The sequence below is a fragment of the Leifsonia sp. NPDC102414 genome (assembly GCF_044765685.1).
GTDB lineage: Bacteria > Actinomycetota > Actinomycetes > Actinomycetales > Microbacteriaceae > Leifsonia.
This window is the reverse complement of the sequence record NZ_JBIWKN010000005.1, coordinates 1-16,031: the sequence shown is the minus strand read 5'-3', so window position 1 is coordinate 16,031 and position 16,031 is coordinate 1. Positions and strand designations below refer to the sequence as shown.

General features: G+C 69.3%; 15 protein-coding genes. 4 read left to right on the top strand and 11 right to left on the bottom strand.

Annotation, left to right across the window (positions count from 1 at the left end):
* The first annotated feature begins 36 nt into the window (after positions 1-36).
* Positions 37-603: an SRPBCC domain-containing protein gene (locus ACIRCZ_RS17175; RefSeq protein WP_055888984.1), complete on the top strand. Its 567-nt coding sequence runs from the start codon at positions 37-39 to the stop codon at positions 601-603.
* 36 nt (positions 604-639) lie between these two features.
* On the opposite strand, the gene ACIRCZ_RS17170 is transcribed toward ACIRCZ_RS17175, so the two are convergent.
* Positions 640-1,608 (bottom strand): DNA-3-methyladenine glycosylase, encoded by a 969-nt coding sequence (locus ACIRCZ_RS17170; RefSeq protein ID WP_055888981.1) that lies wholly within the window; start codon positions 1,606-1,608, stop codon positions 640-642.
* A gap of 79 nt (positions 1,609-1,687) precedes the next feature.
* Between ACIRCZ_RS17170 and ACIRCZ_RS17165 the strand changes: the two genes are divergently transcribed.
* On the top strand, positions 1,688-3,070 hold the full coding sequence (locus ACIRCZ_RS17165; protein ID WP_402855134.1) for an FAD-binding oxidoreductase: 1,383 nt from the start codon (positions 1,688-1,690) through the stop codon (positions 3,068-3,070).
* A gap of 81 nt (positions 3,071-3,151) precedes the next feature.
* Here ACIRCZ_RS17165 and ACIRCZ_RS17160 read toward each other — a convergent pair whose 3' ends face one another.
* The 4 genes from ACIRCZ_RS17160 to ACIRCZ_RS17145 all read right to left on the bottom strand — a co-directional run bounded on the left by ACIRCZ_RS17160 (position 3,152) and on the right by ACIRCZ_RS17145 (position 8,057).
* On the bottom strand, positions 3,152-3,697 hold the full coding sequence (locus ACIRCZ_RS17160; protein ID WP_082581097.1) for a thioesterase family protein: 546 nt from the start codon (positions 3,695-3,697) through the stop codon (positions 3,152-3,154).
* Positions 3,698-3,851: 154 nt separating this feature from the next.
* Positions 3,852-5,822: a potassium transporter Kup gene (locus ACIRCZ_RS17155; protein ID WP_402855131.1), complete on the bottom strand. Its 1,971-nt coding sequence runs from the start codon at positions 5,820-5,822 to the stop codon at positions 3,852-3,854.
* 125 nt (positions 5,823-5,947) lie between these two features.
* Entirely contained in the window at positions 5,948-7,708 is a 1,761-nt protein-coding gene (menD, locus tag ACIRCZ_RS17150) for a 2-succinyl-5-enolpyruvyl-6-hydroxy-3-cyclohexene-1-carboxylic-acid synthase (RefSeq protein ID WP_402855128.1), read from the bottom strand.
* Positions 7,701-8,057 (bottom strand): PLD nuclease N-terminal domain-containing protein, encoded by a 357-nt coding sequence (locus ACIRCZ_RS17145; protein ID WP_055888961.1) that lies wholly within the window; start codon positions 8,055-8,057, stop codon positions 7,701-7,703. Before ACIRCZ_RS17145 ends, menD begins: the two co-directional genes overlap by 8 nt.
* 42 nt (positions 8,058-8,099) lie before the next feature.
* Here ACIRCZ_RS17145 and ACIRCZ_RS17140 point away from each other — a divergent pair, with 42 nt between their 5' ends.
* The gene (locus ACIRCZ_RS17140) at positions 8,100-8,429 is read left to right on the top strand and encodes a DUF4229 domain-containing protein (RefSeq protein WP_402855125.1); all 330 of its coding nucleotides are present in this window, start codon (positions 8,100-8,102) and stop codon (positions 8,427-8,429) included.
* 57 nt (positions 8,430-8,486) lie between these two features.
* Here ACIRCZ_RS17140 and ACIRCZ_RS17135 read toward each other — a convergent pair whose 3' ends face one another.
* The 3 genes from ACIRCZ_RS17135 to ACIRCZ_RS17125 are packed head-to-tail and all read right to left on the bottom strand — an operon-like array spanning position 8,487 to position 11,730.
* The gene (locus ACIRCZ_RS17135; RefSeq protein WP_055888955.1) at positions 8,487-9,464 is read right to left on the bottom strand and encodes a 1,4-dihydroxy-2-naphthoate polyprenyltransferase; all 978 of its coding nucleotides are present in this window, start codon (positions 9,462-9,464) and stop codon (positions 8,487-8,489) included.
* Between the two features lie 26 nt (positions 9,465-9,490).
* Positions 9,491-10,777: an AMP-binding protein gene (locus ACIRCZ_RS17130; protein ID WP_402855121.1), complete on the bottom strand. Its 1,287-nt coding sequence runs from the start codon at positions 10,775-10,777 to the stop codon at positions 9,491-9,493.
* A 41-nt stretch (positions 10,778-10,818) separates the two neighbouring features.
* Positions 10,819-11,730: a 1,4-dihydroxy-2-naphthoyl-CoA synthase gene (locus tag ACIRCZ_RS17125; protein WP_402855118.1), complete on the bottom strand. Its 912-nt coding sequence runs from the start codon at positions 11,728-11,730 to the stop codon at positions 10,819-10,821.
* A 56-nt stretch (positions 11,731-11,786) separates the two neighbouring features.
* On the opposite strand from ACIRCZ_RS17125, the gene ACIRCZ_RS17120 reads away from it, so the two are divergent.
* Positions 11,787-12,779, top strand: a complete 993-nt coding sequence (locus tag ACIRCZ_RS17120; RefSeq protein ID WP_402855115.1) for an o-succinylbenzoate synthase — start codon at positions 11,787-11,789, stop codon at positions 12,777-12,779.
* A 4-nt stretch (positions 12,780-12,783) separates the two neighbouring features.
* On the opposite strand, the gene ACIRCZ_RS17115 is transcribed toward ACIRCZ_RS17120, so the two are convergent.
* The 3 genes from ACIRCZ_RS17115 to ACIRCZ_RS17105 are packed head-to-tail and all read right to left on the bottom strand — an operon-like array spanning position 12,784 to position 15,603.
* The gene (locus ACIRCZ_RS17115; protein ID WP_402855112.1) at positions 12,784-13,806 is read right to left on the bottom strand and encodes an HAD-IIA family hydrolase; all 1,023 of its coding nucleotides are present in this window, start codon (positions 13,804-13,806) and stop codon (positions 12,784-12,786) included.
* Positions 13,781-14,800 carry a hypothetical protein gene (locus ACIRCZ_RS17110; RefSeq protein WP_402855109.1) on the bottom strand — a complete coding sequence of 340 codons (1,020 nt, stop codon included), beginning with the start codon at positions 14,798-14,800 and terminating at the stop codon, positions 13,781-13,783. The genes ACIRCZ_RS17115 and ACIRCZ_RS17110 overlap by 26 nt, the downstream gene beginning before the upstream one ends.
* On the bottom strand, positions 14,698-15,603 hold the full coding sequence (locus ACIRCZ_RS17105; RefSeq protein ID WP_402855106.1) for a hypothetical protein: 906 nt from the start codon (positions 15,601-15,603) through the stop codon (positions 14,698-14,700). Before ACIRCZ_RS17105 ends, ACIRCZ_RS17110 begins: the two co-directional genes overlap by 103 nt.
* Between the last annotated feature and the right edge of the window lie 428 nt (positions 15,604-16,031).

The window sequence follows — 16,031 nt, the reverse complement described above, 5'->3', positions numbered from 1 at the left end:
ACGTGGCTAGTGTGATGGTCTAGCGGGAGGTGCACCATGATGCCGCAACCAACGGGTCGACTCGTACGCAAAGACGACGGGGTCTACGTGGTCCTGGACAGGATCTTCAAGGCGCCGATCGAGGACGTCTGGTCCTATTTCTCACGATCGCCGCGCCTCGCCGAGTGGATCGGCGAGCTTACGGGAACCCCATCCACCGGCGCCGCCCGCTTCCGGATGAACGCGGAGGGCAACGAGGCGGAGTGGGAGAATGTCACCATTCTGGAGTGCGACTCGCCGCACCGGTTCGCCGCGGACATCGGGCCGTCCGGAACCTCGCGGCGCGTTTACGTCCACCTCACGGAGGCCAGCGGGCACACGACGGTGACGCTCGGCCAACGCCTCCGCTCTCTGACGGACGAAGCCGTGATCGGCGTCGGCTGGGACTATTACTTCGACCGCCTGATCGCCGCGCGCAGCGGCAAGCCGATGCCGGCCTGGAGCGACTACTACCCGCTGTTCCTCGAGCACTACGAGAACCTGTGCCGCGAGCTCAACCAGGACATCAAGGCGGAGAACGCCACACTGCACGCGGTCGGCAGGGCCAACGGCACCACCGGCTGACGCAGCGACGGCCACGTGGATGCGGTCACCGCCTGCTCAGTGCCAGCGGTGGTCCTGCAGCGTGATGCGCGGCCCGCGCCGCTCGAACCTGTGCCCGCTGGCGAGGATCAGCCGGATGACCCGTTGCCGGTGCCCTGCCCACGGCGACAGCAGTTCGAGCATCCCGTCGTCGTCGACGCGCTGACCGGTGAGCGCCTCGCCGACGTAGTGCGCCAGGTGGTAGTCGCCGACGCTCACGATGTCCGGGTCGCCCGTGGCCCGCTGCAGCGTCTCCGCCGCGGTCCACGGCCCGATGCCGGGGATCGTCTGCAGCGCCCTGGCTGCCGCATCCCGAGGGTCCGGCTGTCCGGCCGCGCGCTCGACAGCGCGCTCGAGCGACGCCGCGACGGCGAGCGCCGCCTGCGCGGTGCGCGCCCTGCCAGGGTCGACGCCGGCGCGATGCCAGTCCCACGACGGGATGCCGCGCCACTGTGCGACGGTCGGCACCACGCGCATCCCCTCGGGTGCTGGCCCTGGTGCCTGCTCGCCGAACCAGCGCAGCAGCCGCGCCCACGAACGGTAGGCCTCCAGGCTGGTCACCCGCTGCTCGATCACGGCGGGCAGCAGAGCCTCGAGCAGACGATTGGTGCTCGACAGCTTCAGCCCGGCGTTGCGGCGACGGCTGTCGTGCAGCAGCGGCGTTCCGCTCACGTCGAGCCCGTCCCAGTCGTCGTCGCGCCCGAGCAGAGCGGGCACCGCGTCGATCGCCCACTCGGCTCCTGGCCCCCACGCCGTAGCGCGGACGCTGCCGTCCGCCCCCGGATAGCGGATGCGCAGGGTCGCCGCGCCCGCCGGCGTGCGGAACGTGCGCCACACGCCTCCCGCATCCCACCTGGTGGTCGGGTCGTGCGGGCCGCGGCCGAGCACGGAGAGCGTGCTCCGCACATCCACGGGCGATGCTGGACGGTAGACCGTCTCGACCGCGCCGCCAGCCGGGGCCGGCGCTGCGGGAAGGACGGTGCTCATGCAGGGAATGGTACGTCAGAGCCCTGACACCATACCGGCTGTGATTCCCAGTGTCGGCCGTCTCCTCTACATTCTCCCCATGGGAATCGAAATCAACGACGATGCCGTCGCGCGCCTGCGCGACGCCATCGCAGGAACTGTCTACCTCCGGGGGGAGGAGGGGCTCGCGGCCGAGGTCGCCTGCTTCAACCCGGTCATCGTCCACGATCCGGACATCGTGGTCGCCGTCACAGACGAGAACGATGTCGCGGAAGCTCTCCGCTTCGCTCGCGACCAGGGCATCCCCGTGCGGATTCAGGCGACCGGCCACGGCTCGGAGACGCCCATCGTCGGCGGCATGATCATCGCAACGCAGGCGCTCGACACCATCGCCATCGACCAGGATGCGCGGCTCGCCACCCTCGGCGCCGGCGTGCGCTGGGCGCCGGTCATCGTCGCGACCGCCGAGTTCGGCCTCATGCCGGTCACCGGTTCGTCCACCAGCGTCGGAGCGGTCGGGTACTCGCTCGGCGGCGGTGTCGGCCCGCTGGCGAGAAGCCACGGCTTCACATCGGACTGGGCGCGCGGGTTCCGCGTCGTCACCGCGGACGGCGAGGTCGTCACGGCGGACGCCGACACCAACCCCGACCTGTTCTGGGCGCTGCGCGGGGGCAAGGGCGGGCTGGGCGTAGTCACCGAGATGACGCTCGAACTCGTGCCGCTGCGCACGCTGTACGCCGGAAGCGTGTTCTTCGAAGGCGACGCCATCGCAGACGCGTTCGGCGCATGGGCGGACTGGTCGGCGCAGCTGTCGGAGGAGGCGACCACGTCGGTCGTCTTCCTGCAGATCCCGGACATGGAGGGGCCGCCGCCTCCACTGCGCGGCCGTTCGCTGCTCAGTGTGCGCTTCGCGTTCCCCGGCGACGCGGCCGAGGGCGAGCGGCTGTTCGCACCGATGCGCGCGGCGGCGCCGGTGTACCTCGACATGGTCGGCGAGATGCCCACCACGGCCGTCGCGACCATCCACAACGACCCTGAGCAGGGCGCGCCGAGCTGGATCCGCGGTCTGATGCTCGACTCGTTCGACAGGCAGACGAGCGAAGCCCTGCTCGACGTGGCCGGACCGGGAACCGGGTCGCCGTTCCTCGCACTCGAGATCCGTCAGCTCGGCGGCGCGACGGCGCGCGACGTCCCGGAGGGCTCGTCCGTCGGAGGCCGCGACAGCAGGTACACGGTGTCGACGCTCGCGGCCGACCCGTCGACGTTCGCCGAACTCGCGCCGGCTCGCGCTGCCGCCGTGGCCGACGTGCTCGCCGACCGCATCTCCGAGATCACGAACGTCAACTGGTCAGCCGGTCTCAGCGACCCAGAGGCGTTCGAGCACACCTGGCCGCCGGCGATCTTCGACCGCCTGGCCACGGTCCGCGCCACCTGGGACCCCGACGGCGTCTTCGCGTTCGGCCCGGCTCCCGTCCCGCGCTAGCCCATCCCCAGCAATCGAGTCCGGACTTGTTCAGGCGACACGCCGATCCTGAACGTGAACAAGTCCGGACTCGATGCGGTCCTACTCCGCCCAGACGCTCGGCGCGGCCGCCTTGGTGGACGGCAGGGCGGCATCCGCGCCCCACTGCAGCAGCCACTCGGGAACCGAGACGTCGGAGGGTGCGACGCCCACCGCATCCAGCAGCTCCTCATTGGTCACGATGCCGCCGCCCCGTTTGAGGAAGCGGCCGCGGATGAACGCCTGCGTGTAGATCTCGCCGTCCACCGTGAACCGCTGTTCTACATACACGGCCCGCTCGTCGAAGCCCAGGATGCGCGACTCGACCACGAACGGCTGCCACAGTTCCAGCGACTTCCGGAACGAGATCGTCTCCGACGCGACCACCGGGTACCACCCGCGCTTCTTGAAGATCGCCCACACGCCGTTCCGGCTGAGCAGGTCGAAGCGCCCGATGTCGGCGATCGACAGGTACACGCCGTTGTTCATGTGCTTCAGGATGTCGAGATCGGTAGGCAGCACCCGGAATCTCGTGCGGGCCACATCCCAGTGCCCCAGCCGCGGCCCGAAGCGCGAGATCAGGAAGTGAAGCATCGTCCGAAAGATCATGTGCACCCGGTCATGCTAGCCAGCCGCCAACGATCTCTCACTTCCGTTGTCGACGGCCTCCAAACGGCGCCACACCGTCCGGGCCACCGGTTGTGCGATCCGCGAGAGCCTGCCGAGCATCGACCGCCCGGCTTGCCTTCCTGCCTGGCTGGCGTCAGATCTCGACGTCGCTCCCCATCGTGACGGTGCGCAGCGCTGGGAGACCGAAGCGCGCGGCGGGATCAGCGGCGTTGTGGGCGAGCGCGATGAACAGCGACCGGCGCCACCTGACCATCTTCGTCGTCCGGGTGGTCCGGATCGCCCCGCGGGAGATGAAGTACGAGGCGTCGTTGAAGTCGCGCGCGTGGAGCGGCAGCACTCCCGCGTAGCACGCGGCACGCAACGCCCGCGGGATGTCCGGTTCGTCCGAGAAGCCGAAGCGGATGGTCAGGTGCTCGATGCCGTCGTCGGTGTAGCCGAGTTCGTCATAGGAGAACGCCTCCATGCGCGGCACATGCGGAACCTGGGCCGTGCTCACCGACACGATGATCACGTTTTCGTGCAGCACATGGTTGTGCTCCACATTCGCCCGCAAGGCGAGCGGAGTGCTGTCCTTGTTCGGGTGCGGGAAGATCGCGATCCCCGGAACGCGCGGGAGGTTCTTCTTGCGCACGTCCTCGATGAACTCGGCGAGAGAGCCCTCCTTGACCTTCCTGTCCTCCTTCACCAGCAGTCGTCCACGGCGCCACGTGGTCATGACGAGGATGACGGCCGCAGCGATGAGCAGGGGAACCCAGCCGCCGTTCACGATCTTGGAGAGGTTTCCTGCGAGGAAGGCCAGTTCGAGGCCGCCGAAGACGATGGCGGCCGCAGCCATCTTCCACGGCCCCCAGCCCCAGAGCGGGCGGGCGACCAGTACGAGCAAGAGGGTGTCGACGACCAGCGCCCCTGTGACAGAGATCCCGTATGCGGTGGACAGCCGATCGGAGGAGCCGAAGGAGAGCATCACGGCCATCACGCCGACGAACAGGAGAGCGTTGATGGCGGGCATGTAGATCTGGCCGCCCTCGCGTTTCGAGGTCTGGCGCACGGTGAGCGGCGGCAGCAAGCCCAGTTGCACGGCCTGCCTGGAGAGCGAGAACGCTCCGGAGATGACCGCCTGGCTGGCGATCACGGTCGCCGCCGTCGCCAGGATGACGACGGGGAGCCGCCCCCAGTCCGGGATCAGCAGGAAGAACGGGTTGGCCTTCGCCGCCGGGTGGTGCAGGATCAGCGCGGCCTGACCGAGATAGTTGATCGTGAGCGCTGGGAACACCAGAAAGAACCAGGCCCGGCGGATCGGCGAGCGGCCGAAGTGCCCCATGTCGGCGTACAGAGCCTCAGCGCCGGTGATCACGAGGACCACCGCGCCGAGCGCGATGAACGAGATCGAGGGATGCGCGATGATGAAGACCACCGCGTAGCTGGGCGACAGCCCGAGCAGCACGGACGGATACTGGATCACCATTCCGAGTCCTGCCACGGCGAGCACGACGAACCAGAGCACCATGATCGGTCCGAACAGCACGCCGACCTTCCCCGTTCCGAAACGCTGCACGACGAACAGGCCGACCAGGATCACGGCCGCGATCGGGATGACGAGGTGCGAGATCGCCGGGATCGTGACGTGCAGGCCTTCGACGGCCGACAGGACGCTGATCGCGGGCGTGATGATCGAGTCTCCGTAGAACAGCGAGACGCCGACGATGCCGATCAGCAGCAGAATCCCGGCCTTGCCCGCGCGCTTCGCGTAGAGGCGCTGCGCGAGTGCTGCCAGCGCCATCACGCCGCCCTCGCCGTCGTTGTCGGCGCGCATCAGGATGCCGAGGTACTTGATCGAGACCACGATCGTGATGCTCCAGAACATCAGCGAGATGACGCCGAAGACGTCGCTCTCGTTGGCGCGCACGGCGCCGCCGTCGAGGAGGAACACCGTCTTCAGCGCGTAGAGCGGGCTCGTCCCGATGTCGCCGAAGACGACCCCAAGGGCGGCGACCGCGACCGCGACCAGCGGCCCCCGGTGGTGACCGTGGGCACGGGCCGGAGCAGGTCGATTCGCGCGTCCGGCGGCGGCTTTACCCTGCCGAGGCGTGACTGACCGAGTCATTCGGCTCCACGACGCCGTGAGCGCCGAAACCAGCTACCTTGCATTTTCGTCACGTTACCCCTCTGCGGGCACGGCGCGGCCCGACCCGCGCAACTACACGGCGAGTTGGCGGGATGCAGCGCCGGTCAGCGCCCGAGCGGAACCTCGACGATGCTCACGCCCGCAGGTGGAGCGGACAGCGCCTGGTCGAGTTCGCCCTTCGTGCGAACGACGCGGTGCGCCCATCCGTATGCCTGCGCGAGCACCGCGAGCTCGACCCTCTGCGGCGTGTAAAGCACCCGGTCGAACGCGCTGGCAGGCGCGCTCGTCGCCACCTCCAGCCCGTCGAAGATCGTTCCCCCTCCGTCGTTTCCGACGATCACCTGCAGGTGCGGCCGACGCTCCCCTTCGCCGAACAGCAGCGAACCGACGTCGTGCAGCATCGCGATGTCTCCGAGCAGCAGCCGCGTCACGCCGGTCGGCGCACCTGCCGCCTCCGCGGCGGCCTGACTCTCCAGTGCGATGCCGATGGCCGTGGCGATCGTGCCGTCGATTCCGGCGAGGCCGCGGTTCGCGTGCACCCTGAGCTTCTTCCCCGACACGATCCTGTCCGCATCCCGCACCAGCCGGGAGGCGCCGAACAGCAGGCGGTCGTGCGGCCAGGTGTACCGCCACAGCGCCTCGGCGAGCAACGGTCGCGTGATCGGGGCGCGCACGGCGGCGAGCTCCGCCTTGGCGAAGGCGAGAGCATCGGCCGGGTCGTACGAACGAGCCTTGTCGACGTCCGGGGCCGTGGCTGCCGGGTCTGCAGCGAGTTCCGCCTGCTCGATGAGGCGGCGGCTGCCGAACACCCAGCTGCCCACCCACGCGCGCACCTCCGGAGACCGCAGGTCGATGGATGCGGGCGGGAGCACCCCTCCGACGATCCGCGCCCGGTGCCCCGGGTTGTACGCCTGCGCGCCTCTGGGCGCGACGACGACGACCTCGACGTCCTCCCTGGTGAGCAGGACGGGCACCTCCCGGCTGAGCGTCGGGTGTCCGAAGACGATGGCACGCTCGACACGTCCGCCGAAGTCGTCCTCGTGCAGCAGCTCCCGGTATGCGACGACCAGGTTCGGCCCGAACCGGGACCCGCTCGACACCTCAGCCAGCAACGGTGCTCCGGATGCGCGGGCGAACTCCTCAGCCTCCGGTCCGGCGTCCGCTCCCGCGATCACCACGGTGCGCTTGCCGTCTGCGAGTTCGATCGTCTCCCGTCCGAGTGCTTCCGGACCCGCTGTCGCCGGCCGTTCGCCTGCCTCGATGCGTCCGAGCTCCGGGACGGCGACGGACAGCGGCTCGCGGAAAGCGATGTTGAGGTGGACGGGGCCAGGGTCCCCTGTGTCCGCTCCGACGGCCGCGCGCACGGCGGCGAGCGCGAGCGCCGTCGCCTCACGCTGTTCGCCGTCTGCGCCGGTCGGCGCCGCGACATCGCGAGTGGAACGCACGGCGACGCCGTAGAGGCCGTCCTGGTGGGTGGTCTGATTGGCGCGGATGCCGCGGAGCTCATCCGGGCGGTCGGCGGTGAGGACGATCATCGGGATGCCGGACTCGTGCGCTTCGAGCACGGCGGGGTGCAGGTTGGCGGTGGCTGTGCCGCTGGTGGTGATGACCACGGCGGGCGCCCCGCCTTCGCGTGCGAGGCCGAGCGCGAGGAATCCGGAGACCCGCTCGTCGATGCGCACGTGGAGCCGGGCCGAGCCGGAGCGTTCCAGCTCGGCGGCGACGAGGGCGAGTGCCTGCGAGCGCGAGCCAGGGCTGACGATCAGGTCGTGCACCCCCGCGCGCACGAGCGCGGTGAGGAGTGCGATGGAGTAGTCGGTGGCTGGGTTTCCCGTAGGAGCGGGCTGTGCGGCTGGTTCACCCATCCCGGCGGCCGGTTTGGTCGTTGTCTGGTCCGTTGTCATCGAGTTCGGCGAGTTCCTTCTCCAGTTGCCGGATGCGCTCTTCCTGGTCGTGGTCGACGCGGAGGCGCTTCAGGAATTCGGGGTCGTCGTCCGGGGCGACTGTGCGCCGGCCGATGCCGTTCTTGCGTCGACCGCGTCCGATGAGGAACCAGAGCACCCCGCCGATGACCGGGAACAGGATGATGACGAGAAGCCACACGGGCTTGGGAAGGCCGCGCACCCTGGAACGGTCGAAGAAGGCGCAGTCTGCCACGGAATAGATGTAAAAAACCGCGGCAGCGACGCCGAGGACTATCCAGAGGCGAACCATGCGTCAATCGTAACTCTCAGAGAGTGTCTCTAAGCTGGGAGGGTGAAACGCATTCCCTCCTGGGTCACTTATTCTGTGCTCCGCCTCCTGTTGTTCGCGATCCCGCTCGCGATCCTGCTGGTGTTGCGCATCGACTGGTGGATCGCGGTCATCGCGGCGGCGCTCATCGGGCTCTGCCTTTCCTACATCTTCCTCAGCAAGCCGCGCAACGCCGTGTCGACGGACCTGTACGCCGCCCGCCACCGCGACAAGCCGGCCACGACCGTCGACGACGACGCGGAAGATGCGGTCGTCGACGCCGCCGAGCACACCGAGCACCCAGAGCACGCCGAGCACCCGGTGCACACCGAGCACACCGACAAAGCCTCCTGAGTCGGCTCAGGCCTCAGCGTCTCCGGCTATTCGTTACGCCGCTGATCCGTTCTCCGATCAGAACGCGTATGCGGCACCGAGCGCCAGCGCCACCAGCAGCCCGGTGAAGCTGGTCAGCTGCAGCGCAGTGACCAGTTCGCGCGGCGTCTTGGCGAACAGCGTGATGACGCAGGCGGGCAGAGCGGCCAGCAGCGCGAACATCCCGAACCAGGCGAACGGGTAGAGCAGGGCCAGAACGGCCAGGATGCCGAACGGCACCAGGAGCAGCACGCAGAAGACGATCCGGGATGCGACGTTCCCGAGCAGCACGGCGAGCGTCCGCTTGCCCGCCTGCTTGTCCGGCCCGATGTCGCGGATGTTGTTCACCATCAGCACCGCGCACGCGATGAGCCCTGCGATGACGGCGCCGAACCAGGCCTCCTGGTTGACGATGCCCGCCAGCATGTATGTGGTCCCGGCCGTGGCGACCAGCCCGAAGAACAGGAACACGAACACTTCGCCGAGCCCGAAGTACCCGTACGGCCGCTTGCCTCCCGTGTAGAACCAGGCGGCGACGATGGCCGCGGCCCCGACGATGAGCACCCACCAGTGCTGGGTGAGCAGCACGAGCACCAGCCCGGCGACCGCGCCGAGCGCGAAGAACACGAGCGCGACGGTGAGGACCCGCTTCGGCGCGGCCCTGCCGGACCCGGTCAGCCTGCTCGGCCCGACCCGGAACTGGTCCGTCCCGCGGATTCCGTCTGAGTAGTCGTTCGCGTAGTTGACGCCGATCTGCAGGAAAACCGCCACGGCGAGGCACAGCAGCGCGCGCACCGGGTGCCAGATCCCGGCTCCGTCCGCCACCTTGGCAGCGCCGACGCCGATGATGACCGGAGCGATCGCCAGCGGCAGGGTGCGCAGTCGTGCGCCGGCGATCCAGTCGGATGCGGTTGCCGGCTTGACCTTGACCTTCGCTGCCCCGGGACGTCCAGGCCTGCCGCCGTTGCGGCGCTGAGCGGGCGTCATCCGTTGCATTCGTGGCTTGTTCTGACTCATCACAGTGCGAATCGTAACAACAACGGCTATGCCGTTTCGTCCGCCGCGACCTGCCGCGCCGCCACCCGGTCCGGCTTGCCGCTGCTGAGGTGCGGCAGCGCATCCACCTGCACGATGGCGGCGGGGGCTGCCGCCCGGCCTGCCCTCTCGGCGACATGCGCGCGCACCGCGGCGAGCGTGGTCGACGACGCGGAACTATTGCGTTCGACGACCACGACGGGCACCTGGCCCCATTCCTCATCGTCCACGGCCACCACCACCGCCCCGCCGAATCCGTCCAGCGCCCGCACCGCGCCCTCGACCGCGTCGAGCAGCACCTTCTCCCCGCCCGAGATGATGACGTTGTCGGCCCGGCCGAGCACGCTCACCGTGCCTTCGCTGTCCACGCGCCCGAGGTCGCCCGTGCGATACCATCGCTGTCCGTCCGCCTCGTGGAACATCGCCGCTGTCCGCTCCTGATCGCCCAGGTAGCCCTCCGCGAGCACCGGCCCGGCGATCTCGAGCAGTCCGTCGACCGCCCGAACGTTCGTCGTGCCGATCGGTCGCCCGTCGTACACGCACCCGCCCGCCGTCTCGCTCGACCCGTATGTGCTCAGGATGCGCGCGCCCGCCGCCAGCGCACGCTTCCGCAGTTCAGGCGTGAGCGCCTGCCCACCGACGAGGATGCCGTCGAACCGTCGCAGCGCGTCGCCCACCGCCCTGTCACCGGACTCGGACGCCGCGACCAGCCTCGCCAGCTGCACCGGAACCACGGAGACGAACCGCAGGTCGTGCTCCAGCCGGCCGGCCGCCTCCGCGAACCGCGTCGGATCGAAGTGCCCGTCGCCGTAGTACACCGGCTCCGTCTCCGCGGCGATCGACCGCACAAGCACCTGCGCCCCCGCCACATAGTGGGCGGGCAGCGCGAGCATCCACTGTCCCTGTCCGCCCATCGCCCCCGCCGACGCGGCGGCACTCGCAAGCAGGGCGTCCGCCGACAGCGCCACGCGTTTCGGCACTCCCGTCGATCCCGACGTCTCGATCACCAGCGCGACGTTCTGCGCCACCCGCTCGTCCTGACCCGGCCACGCCCCAGACGCCACCTCGACGCCAGACGCCACATCGACGCCAGACGCCACATCGACGCCAGACCCGACATCGACGCCAGACCCGACATCGACGCCAGACCCGACATCGACGCCAGCGCCGACACCGAGCCCCGTGCCACCGTCGCGCGGCACTACAGCGCCACCACCACCGCCGAGCGCTTCCCGCAGCGCTTCATACACCTCCGCCGGGCGCCCGGAATCCACCACCCGCAGCGCCCGCGTCACCGCTTCCTCCCGATAGCCGTCGTCATCCGCGCCACGCCCGCTCAGAACTGCCAGGGGAACGGCGACCAGTCCGGCTCCCGCTTCTCCAGGAACGAGTCGCGCCCCTCGACCGCTTCGTCCGTGCCGTACGCCAGTCGCGTCGCCTCTCCGGCGAACACCTGCTGCCCGACCAGCCCGTCGTCCACCGCGTTGAACGCGAATTTCAGCATCCGAATGGCTGTCGGCGACTTGGTCAGGATCTCGTTCGCCCATTCCAGCGCCGTGGTCTCCAGCTCGGCGTGCGGCACGACTGCGTTCACCGCGCCCATTTCGTATGCCCGCTGTGCCGAGTACTCCCTGGCCAGGAAGAACACCTCCCGAGCGTTCTTCTGCCCGATCTGCCTGGCGAAGTATGCGCTGCCGTACCCGGCGTCGAACGAGCCGACGTCCGCATCGGTCTGCTTGAACCGCCCGTGCTCAGCACTCGCGATGCTCAGGTCGCAGACCACGTGCAGGGAGTGGCCGCCGCCGGCCGCCCAGCCGGGGACGACCGCGATCACGACCTTCGGCATGAACCGGATGAGTCGTTGCACCTCGAGGATGTGCAGTCGCCCGCTGCGCGCAGCGTCGATGCCTGACGCCGTCTCACCCTCCGCGTACTTGTACCCGTCGCGTCCCCGGATGCGCTGGTCGCCTCCCGAACAGAACGCCCACCCGCCGTCTTTCGGGCTCGGACCATTGCCCGTCAGCAGCACGACGCCGATCCGCGGGTTGGTGCGTGCATCCTCCAGCGCCGCATAGAGTTCGTCGACCGTGTGCGGCCGGAACGCGTTGCGCACCTCCGGCCTGTTGAACGCCACGCGCGCCACGCGCCCGGCGACATCGTGGTGGTACGTGATGTCGGTCAGCTCCTCGAAGCCGGCGACCTCGCTCCACGCGCTCGTGTCGAAGATCTCTGAGACTGCTTTTGCCATGCCACCAGCCTACGGTTCACGGTCGCGGCGCGGACCGGTCGTGCGACACTTGTGGAATGTTGCCCGAGCTCGCCGACCTTTTGAAAACCGCCCGTGTCGTCGCGCTGCCGATGACCTCGAAATTCCGCGGCATCACGGTCCGCGAGGCGGTGCTGTTCGAGGGCCAGGAGGGCTGGACCGAGTTCTCCCCGTTCGTCGAGTACGACGACGCGGAATCCGCCCACTGGCTGCACGCCGCCATCGACTTCGGCTGGCGCGCCGTCCCCACCCCGCTGCGCGACCGCATCCCGGTCAACGCGACCGTTCCCGCCGTCGCAGCACACGCGGTCGCGGCGATCCTCGACCGCTACCCCGGCGCGCGCACGGCAAAGGTGAAGGTCGCCGAGCCGGGGCAGACGCTCGCTGACGACATCGCACGCGTGCGCGCCGTCCGCGACCACCTCGGCCCGGAGGGACGCATCCGCATCGACGCGAACACTTTCTGGAACGTCGATGAGGCCGAGCACGCCATCCACGCTCTCGCACCCTTCGATCTCGAGTATGTGGAGCAGCCGTGCGCCTCCATCGAGGAGTTGGCCGAGATCCGCCGCCGCACCGCATACATGGATGTTCCGATCGCCGCAGACGAGAGCGTGCGCAAGGCCAGCGATCCTCTCGCCGTCGCCCGCGCGGACGCTGCCGACCTGCTGATCGTCAAGGCGCAACCGCTCGGCGGCATCCACTCGGCTCTGCGCATCGTCGCGGAGGCCGGCCTCCCTGTCGTCGTCTCCAGCGCGATCGACACCTCCGTCGGCATCGCGATGGGCGCGCACCTTGCGGCCGCTGTCCCCCGGCTCGACTTCGACTGCGGGCTGGGCACTGCCGCAATGTTCGTCGACGACGTCACCGACGAACCGCTCCGCCCGGTCGACGGGAGCATCCCCGTGCTGCGCCCGTCCGTCTCCTCAGCGCGTCTCGACGCGCTCGCGGCCGACGGCGACCGTCGCGACTGGTGGCTCGACCGCATCCGCCGCTGCTACCGCCTCGTGGAGCGGGCGACGGCGCTCTGACGGCTCAGCTGTACAGTCGCTCCGGAACCTCGAGCCCGTAGATCGCACGACCGGAGCCCCAGATGACCGCGCACGCAGCGCGCAACAGGTTCAGCTCGTCGTCGCCCTCACTCAGGATGCGCACGTCGTTGCCGTCGATCGACACGGAGGCGTCCCCCACGGTGGCGGTGCGTCCGTCCTTGCTGAAGTCGGTGGCCGGGTACGGCTCGCTCAGTCCACGCAGGTCGCCGAGGATGTACGTCGGTCGCGAGTTCGCGTCCGCCGCGATCAGCTGCTTGGCGCGGTCGACCCCCGTCAGCACGAGCACAGAGTCGATCCCGGCGCGGTTGGCGCCGAGGATGTCGGTGTCGAGCCGGTCTCCGATGAACAATGCTTTGGACGCACCGAAGCGCGTGACCGCCTCTTCGAAGATGGCGACCTCCGGCTTGCCCGCCACGATCGGGAGGCGTCCGGCTGCCGTGTGCACGGCGGAGACGAGCGTGCCGTTGCCCGGTGCGATCCCGCGAGCGACCGGAATGGTCCAGTCGGTGTTCGTAGCGACCCACGGCCGCTCCTCGTCCGACCTGCCCTGCAGCGCGAACGCCGCCTCGGCGAGTTGCGTCCAGCCGACTTCGGGTGCGAAGCCCTGGATCACGGCGGCCGGATCGTCGTCGGCGGAACGCGTGACGGCGAACCCGCCCTTCTGCACCTCGTCGACCAGGCCGTCGCCGCCGATGACCAGGATGGTCGCCCCGGCCGGCACGTGCTGGGCGAGCAGCCGCACGGCCGCCTGCGGCGAGGTCACCACATCCGCCGGCTGCACGTGCAAGCCGAGATCGGTGAGGTGCCCGGCGACGGATGCGTCTGTGCGGGATGCGTTGTTGGTGATGTAACCGACTCGCACGGTTTTGGCGGCCAGGTTGAGGCTGTCCACGGCGTGGGGAATCGCGTCAGGGCCTTTGTACACGACTCCGTCTAGGTCAGCCAGCACCAGATCGACTCCGTCGAGGGGGGTCACGGTCTTAGCGCTCCGGCGAAACAGGGCCATCGGTCGTGTCTTCCTCCACGTCGTCCTGGTCGGTGTCCTTGTGCTGGTCGTCGCCAGCCTCGGCGTCGTCAGCGTCGTCGTCATCATCAGAGTCGTCGCCGTCAATGTCGTCAGCGTCGTCGTCATCAGAGTTGTCGTCGTCAGCGTCAGCGTCAGCGTCGTCAGCGTCGTCGTCGTCGAGCTCCACGTCGTCTTCGAGCTCGAGCACGATGTCCGCATCCTCATCCACGGAACCAGCGTCGCCGATCGCGATGCTGTCCTCCCCGTCGATGTCGAACTCGTACTCTTCCTCGACGACGTCGACGGTCTCGTGCTCATCCATCGAAAGCGCGTCGCCGATCGCTTCCTCCGCACGGGTGGCGCGCTCGCGCCACGCCTCGGAGTCTTCGGTGCGCCCGAGTTCGCCGAGCACATCCGCGTATGCGTGGAACAGGTCGGGACTCCAGCTGAACGCCCTGTTCGGGTCGAGCTGGGGAATCTCGAGCTCGGCCAGCGCAGCTTCCGGCTGCTCGAGATCGAGACGCGCGCCGGACATCGCGATGGCCAGCGACACCTGCACGTCGTTCGGCAGCGTCGACCGGTCAACGCTCCGCCCGAGTTCGAGCGCGCGATCCGGACGGCCGACCCCGCGCTCGCTGTCCACCATCAGCGGAAGCTGGTCGTTGGAACCGGAGATGCGCCGATAGGTGCGCAGTTCCCGCAGAGCGAGGGCGAAGTCGCCTGTACCGTACGCGGTGATCGCGAGCGTCTCGCGAACGACCGCGATGCGCCCTGCCCTACGGGCGGCGGAGAGCGCGTGCTTGTGGGCGAGCTCCGGGTCTTCCTCGATCAGCTGAGCTGCCATCACCAGGTGACGTGCCACCCAGTCGGCGTTGTCCTTGCTGAGCGTCTTCAGCTCGACACGAGCCCCCTTGTCGAGGTCGCGCGCCTGCACGCTCTCGGGGATCTCCGGGTCGTCGTGCCGTGGACGAACCGACCGCAGCTCTCGCGCCATGCGCTCTTCTTCGGTGAGCTCGCGCTCGTAGTCCCTGGCGTCGCGGTCGCCGCGCGCCGGACGCCCGTCCCTGGTCCACAGCTTGTCGCCGCGGCCCCCATCGCGTCCTCCGTCACGTCCATCGCGTCCGTCACGTCCGGCGCCGCGTCCGCCACCGTCCCTGTCATAGCCACGGGATGCGCCCCCACGACCACCCGACGGCGCGCCACTACGCTGCCCGTCCCGCGAGCTCGCGCCCCGGTAGCCATCGCGCGGAGCACCATCACGCGGAGCACGATCACCGCGGTACCCGTCGCGCGGAGCACCCTCACGCGGAGCACGATCACCGCGGTACCCGTCGCGAGAACCACCAGTGCGGGGAGCCCCGGTACCACCGTTGCCGCGGTAATCTCCGGAACGTTCGCCGTTACGGGGTGCGCGGTCACCGCGGTACCCGTCACGCGGCGCACCATCACGCGGAGCACGATCACCACGATAGCCATCACGCGAGCCGCCATCACGAGGAGCACGATCACCCCGGTACCCATCGCGCGGAGCGCCATCACGCGGAGCACGATCACCCCGATAGCCATCGCGCGGAGCGCCATCACGCGGAGCACGATCACCCCGATAGCCATCACGCGAACCGCCCTCACGAGGAGCACGGTCTCCCCGGTACCCATCACGCGAACCGGCATCCCGGCCGCCGCGGTCAGCACCGCTGGAGCCGCCGTCCCGACCGCGATACCCGTCGCGCGGCGCTGAGTCGCGGTTGCCCCGATACCCATCGCGCTGGGCCCCGTCGCGCGGAGTCCCGTTGCCACGATACCCACCAGAGCGCTCACCGTCTCGGCCACCGTCACGCGGTGCGCGGTCGCTGCGGTACCCGCCGCTCGATCGCTGTCCGTCCCGCGAACTGGAACCGCGGTAACCATCGGAGCCTCCGCGGCCGCCCTGGTTCGGACGCCCGCTCCCGTTGTCCGATCGGCGCGCTCCGTCGCCTCGCGACCCACCGGAGCGTGCACCGGAAGCGCCGCCTCGATCGTCGGCGCTGCGCGCGTCTCGCTGGTCGTCTGCCGGTGTATCGCTCACGACTTCTCCTGTTGGGTGGCGGGAACGTTGCCCAGCCTACGTCGTTCCCGACGCCCTGTTGTGTTGTGGTGTTGGTTGTTAAATGCGAAATGGCCACCCGGTGGGTGGCCATTTCGTGAAAAGAAGTCCGGCGGTGTCCTACTCTCCCACAGGGTCCCCC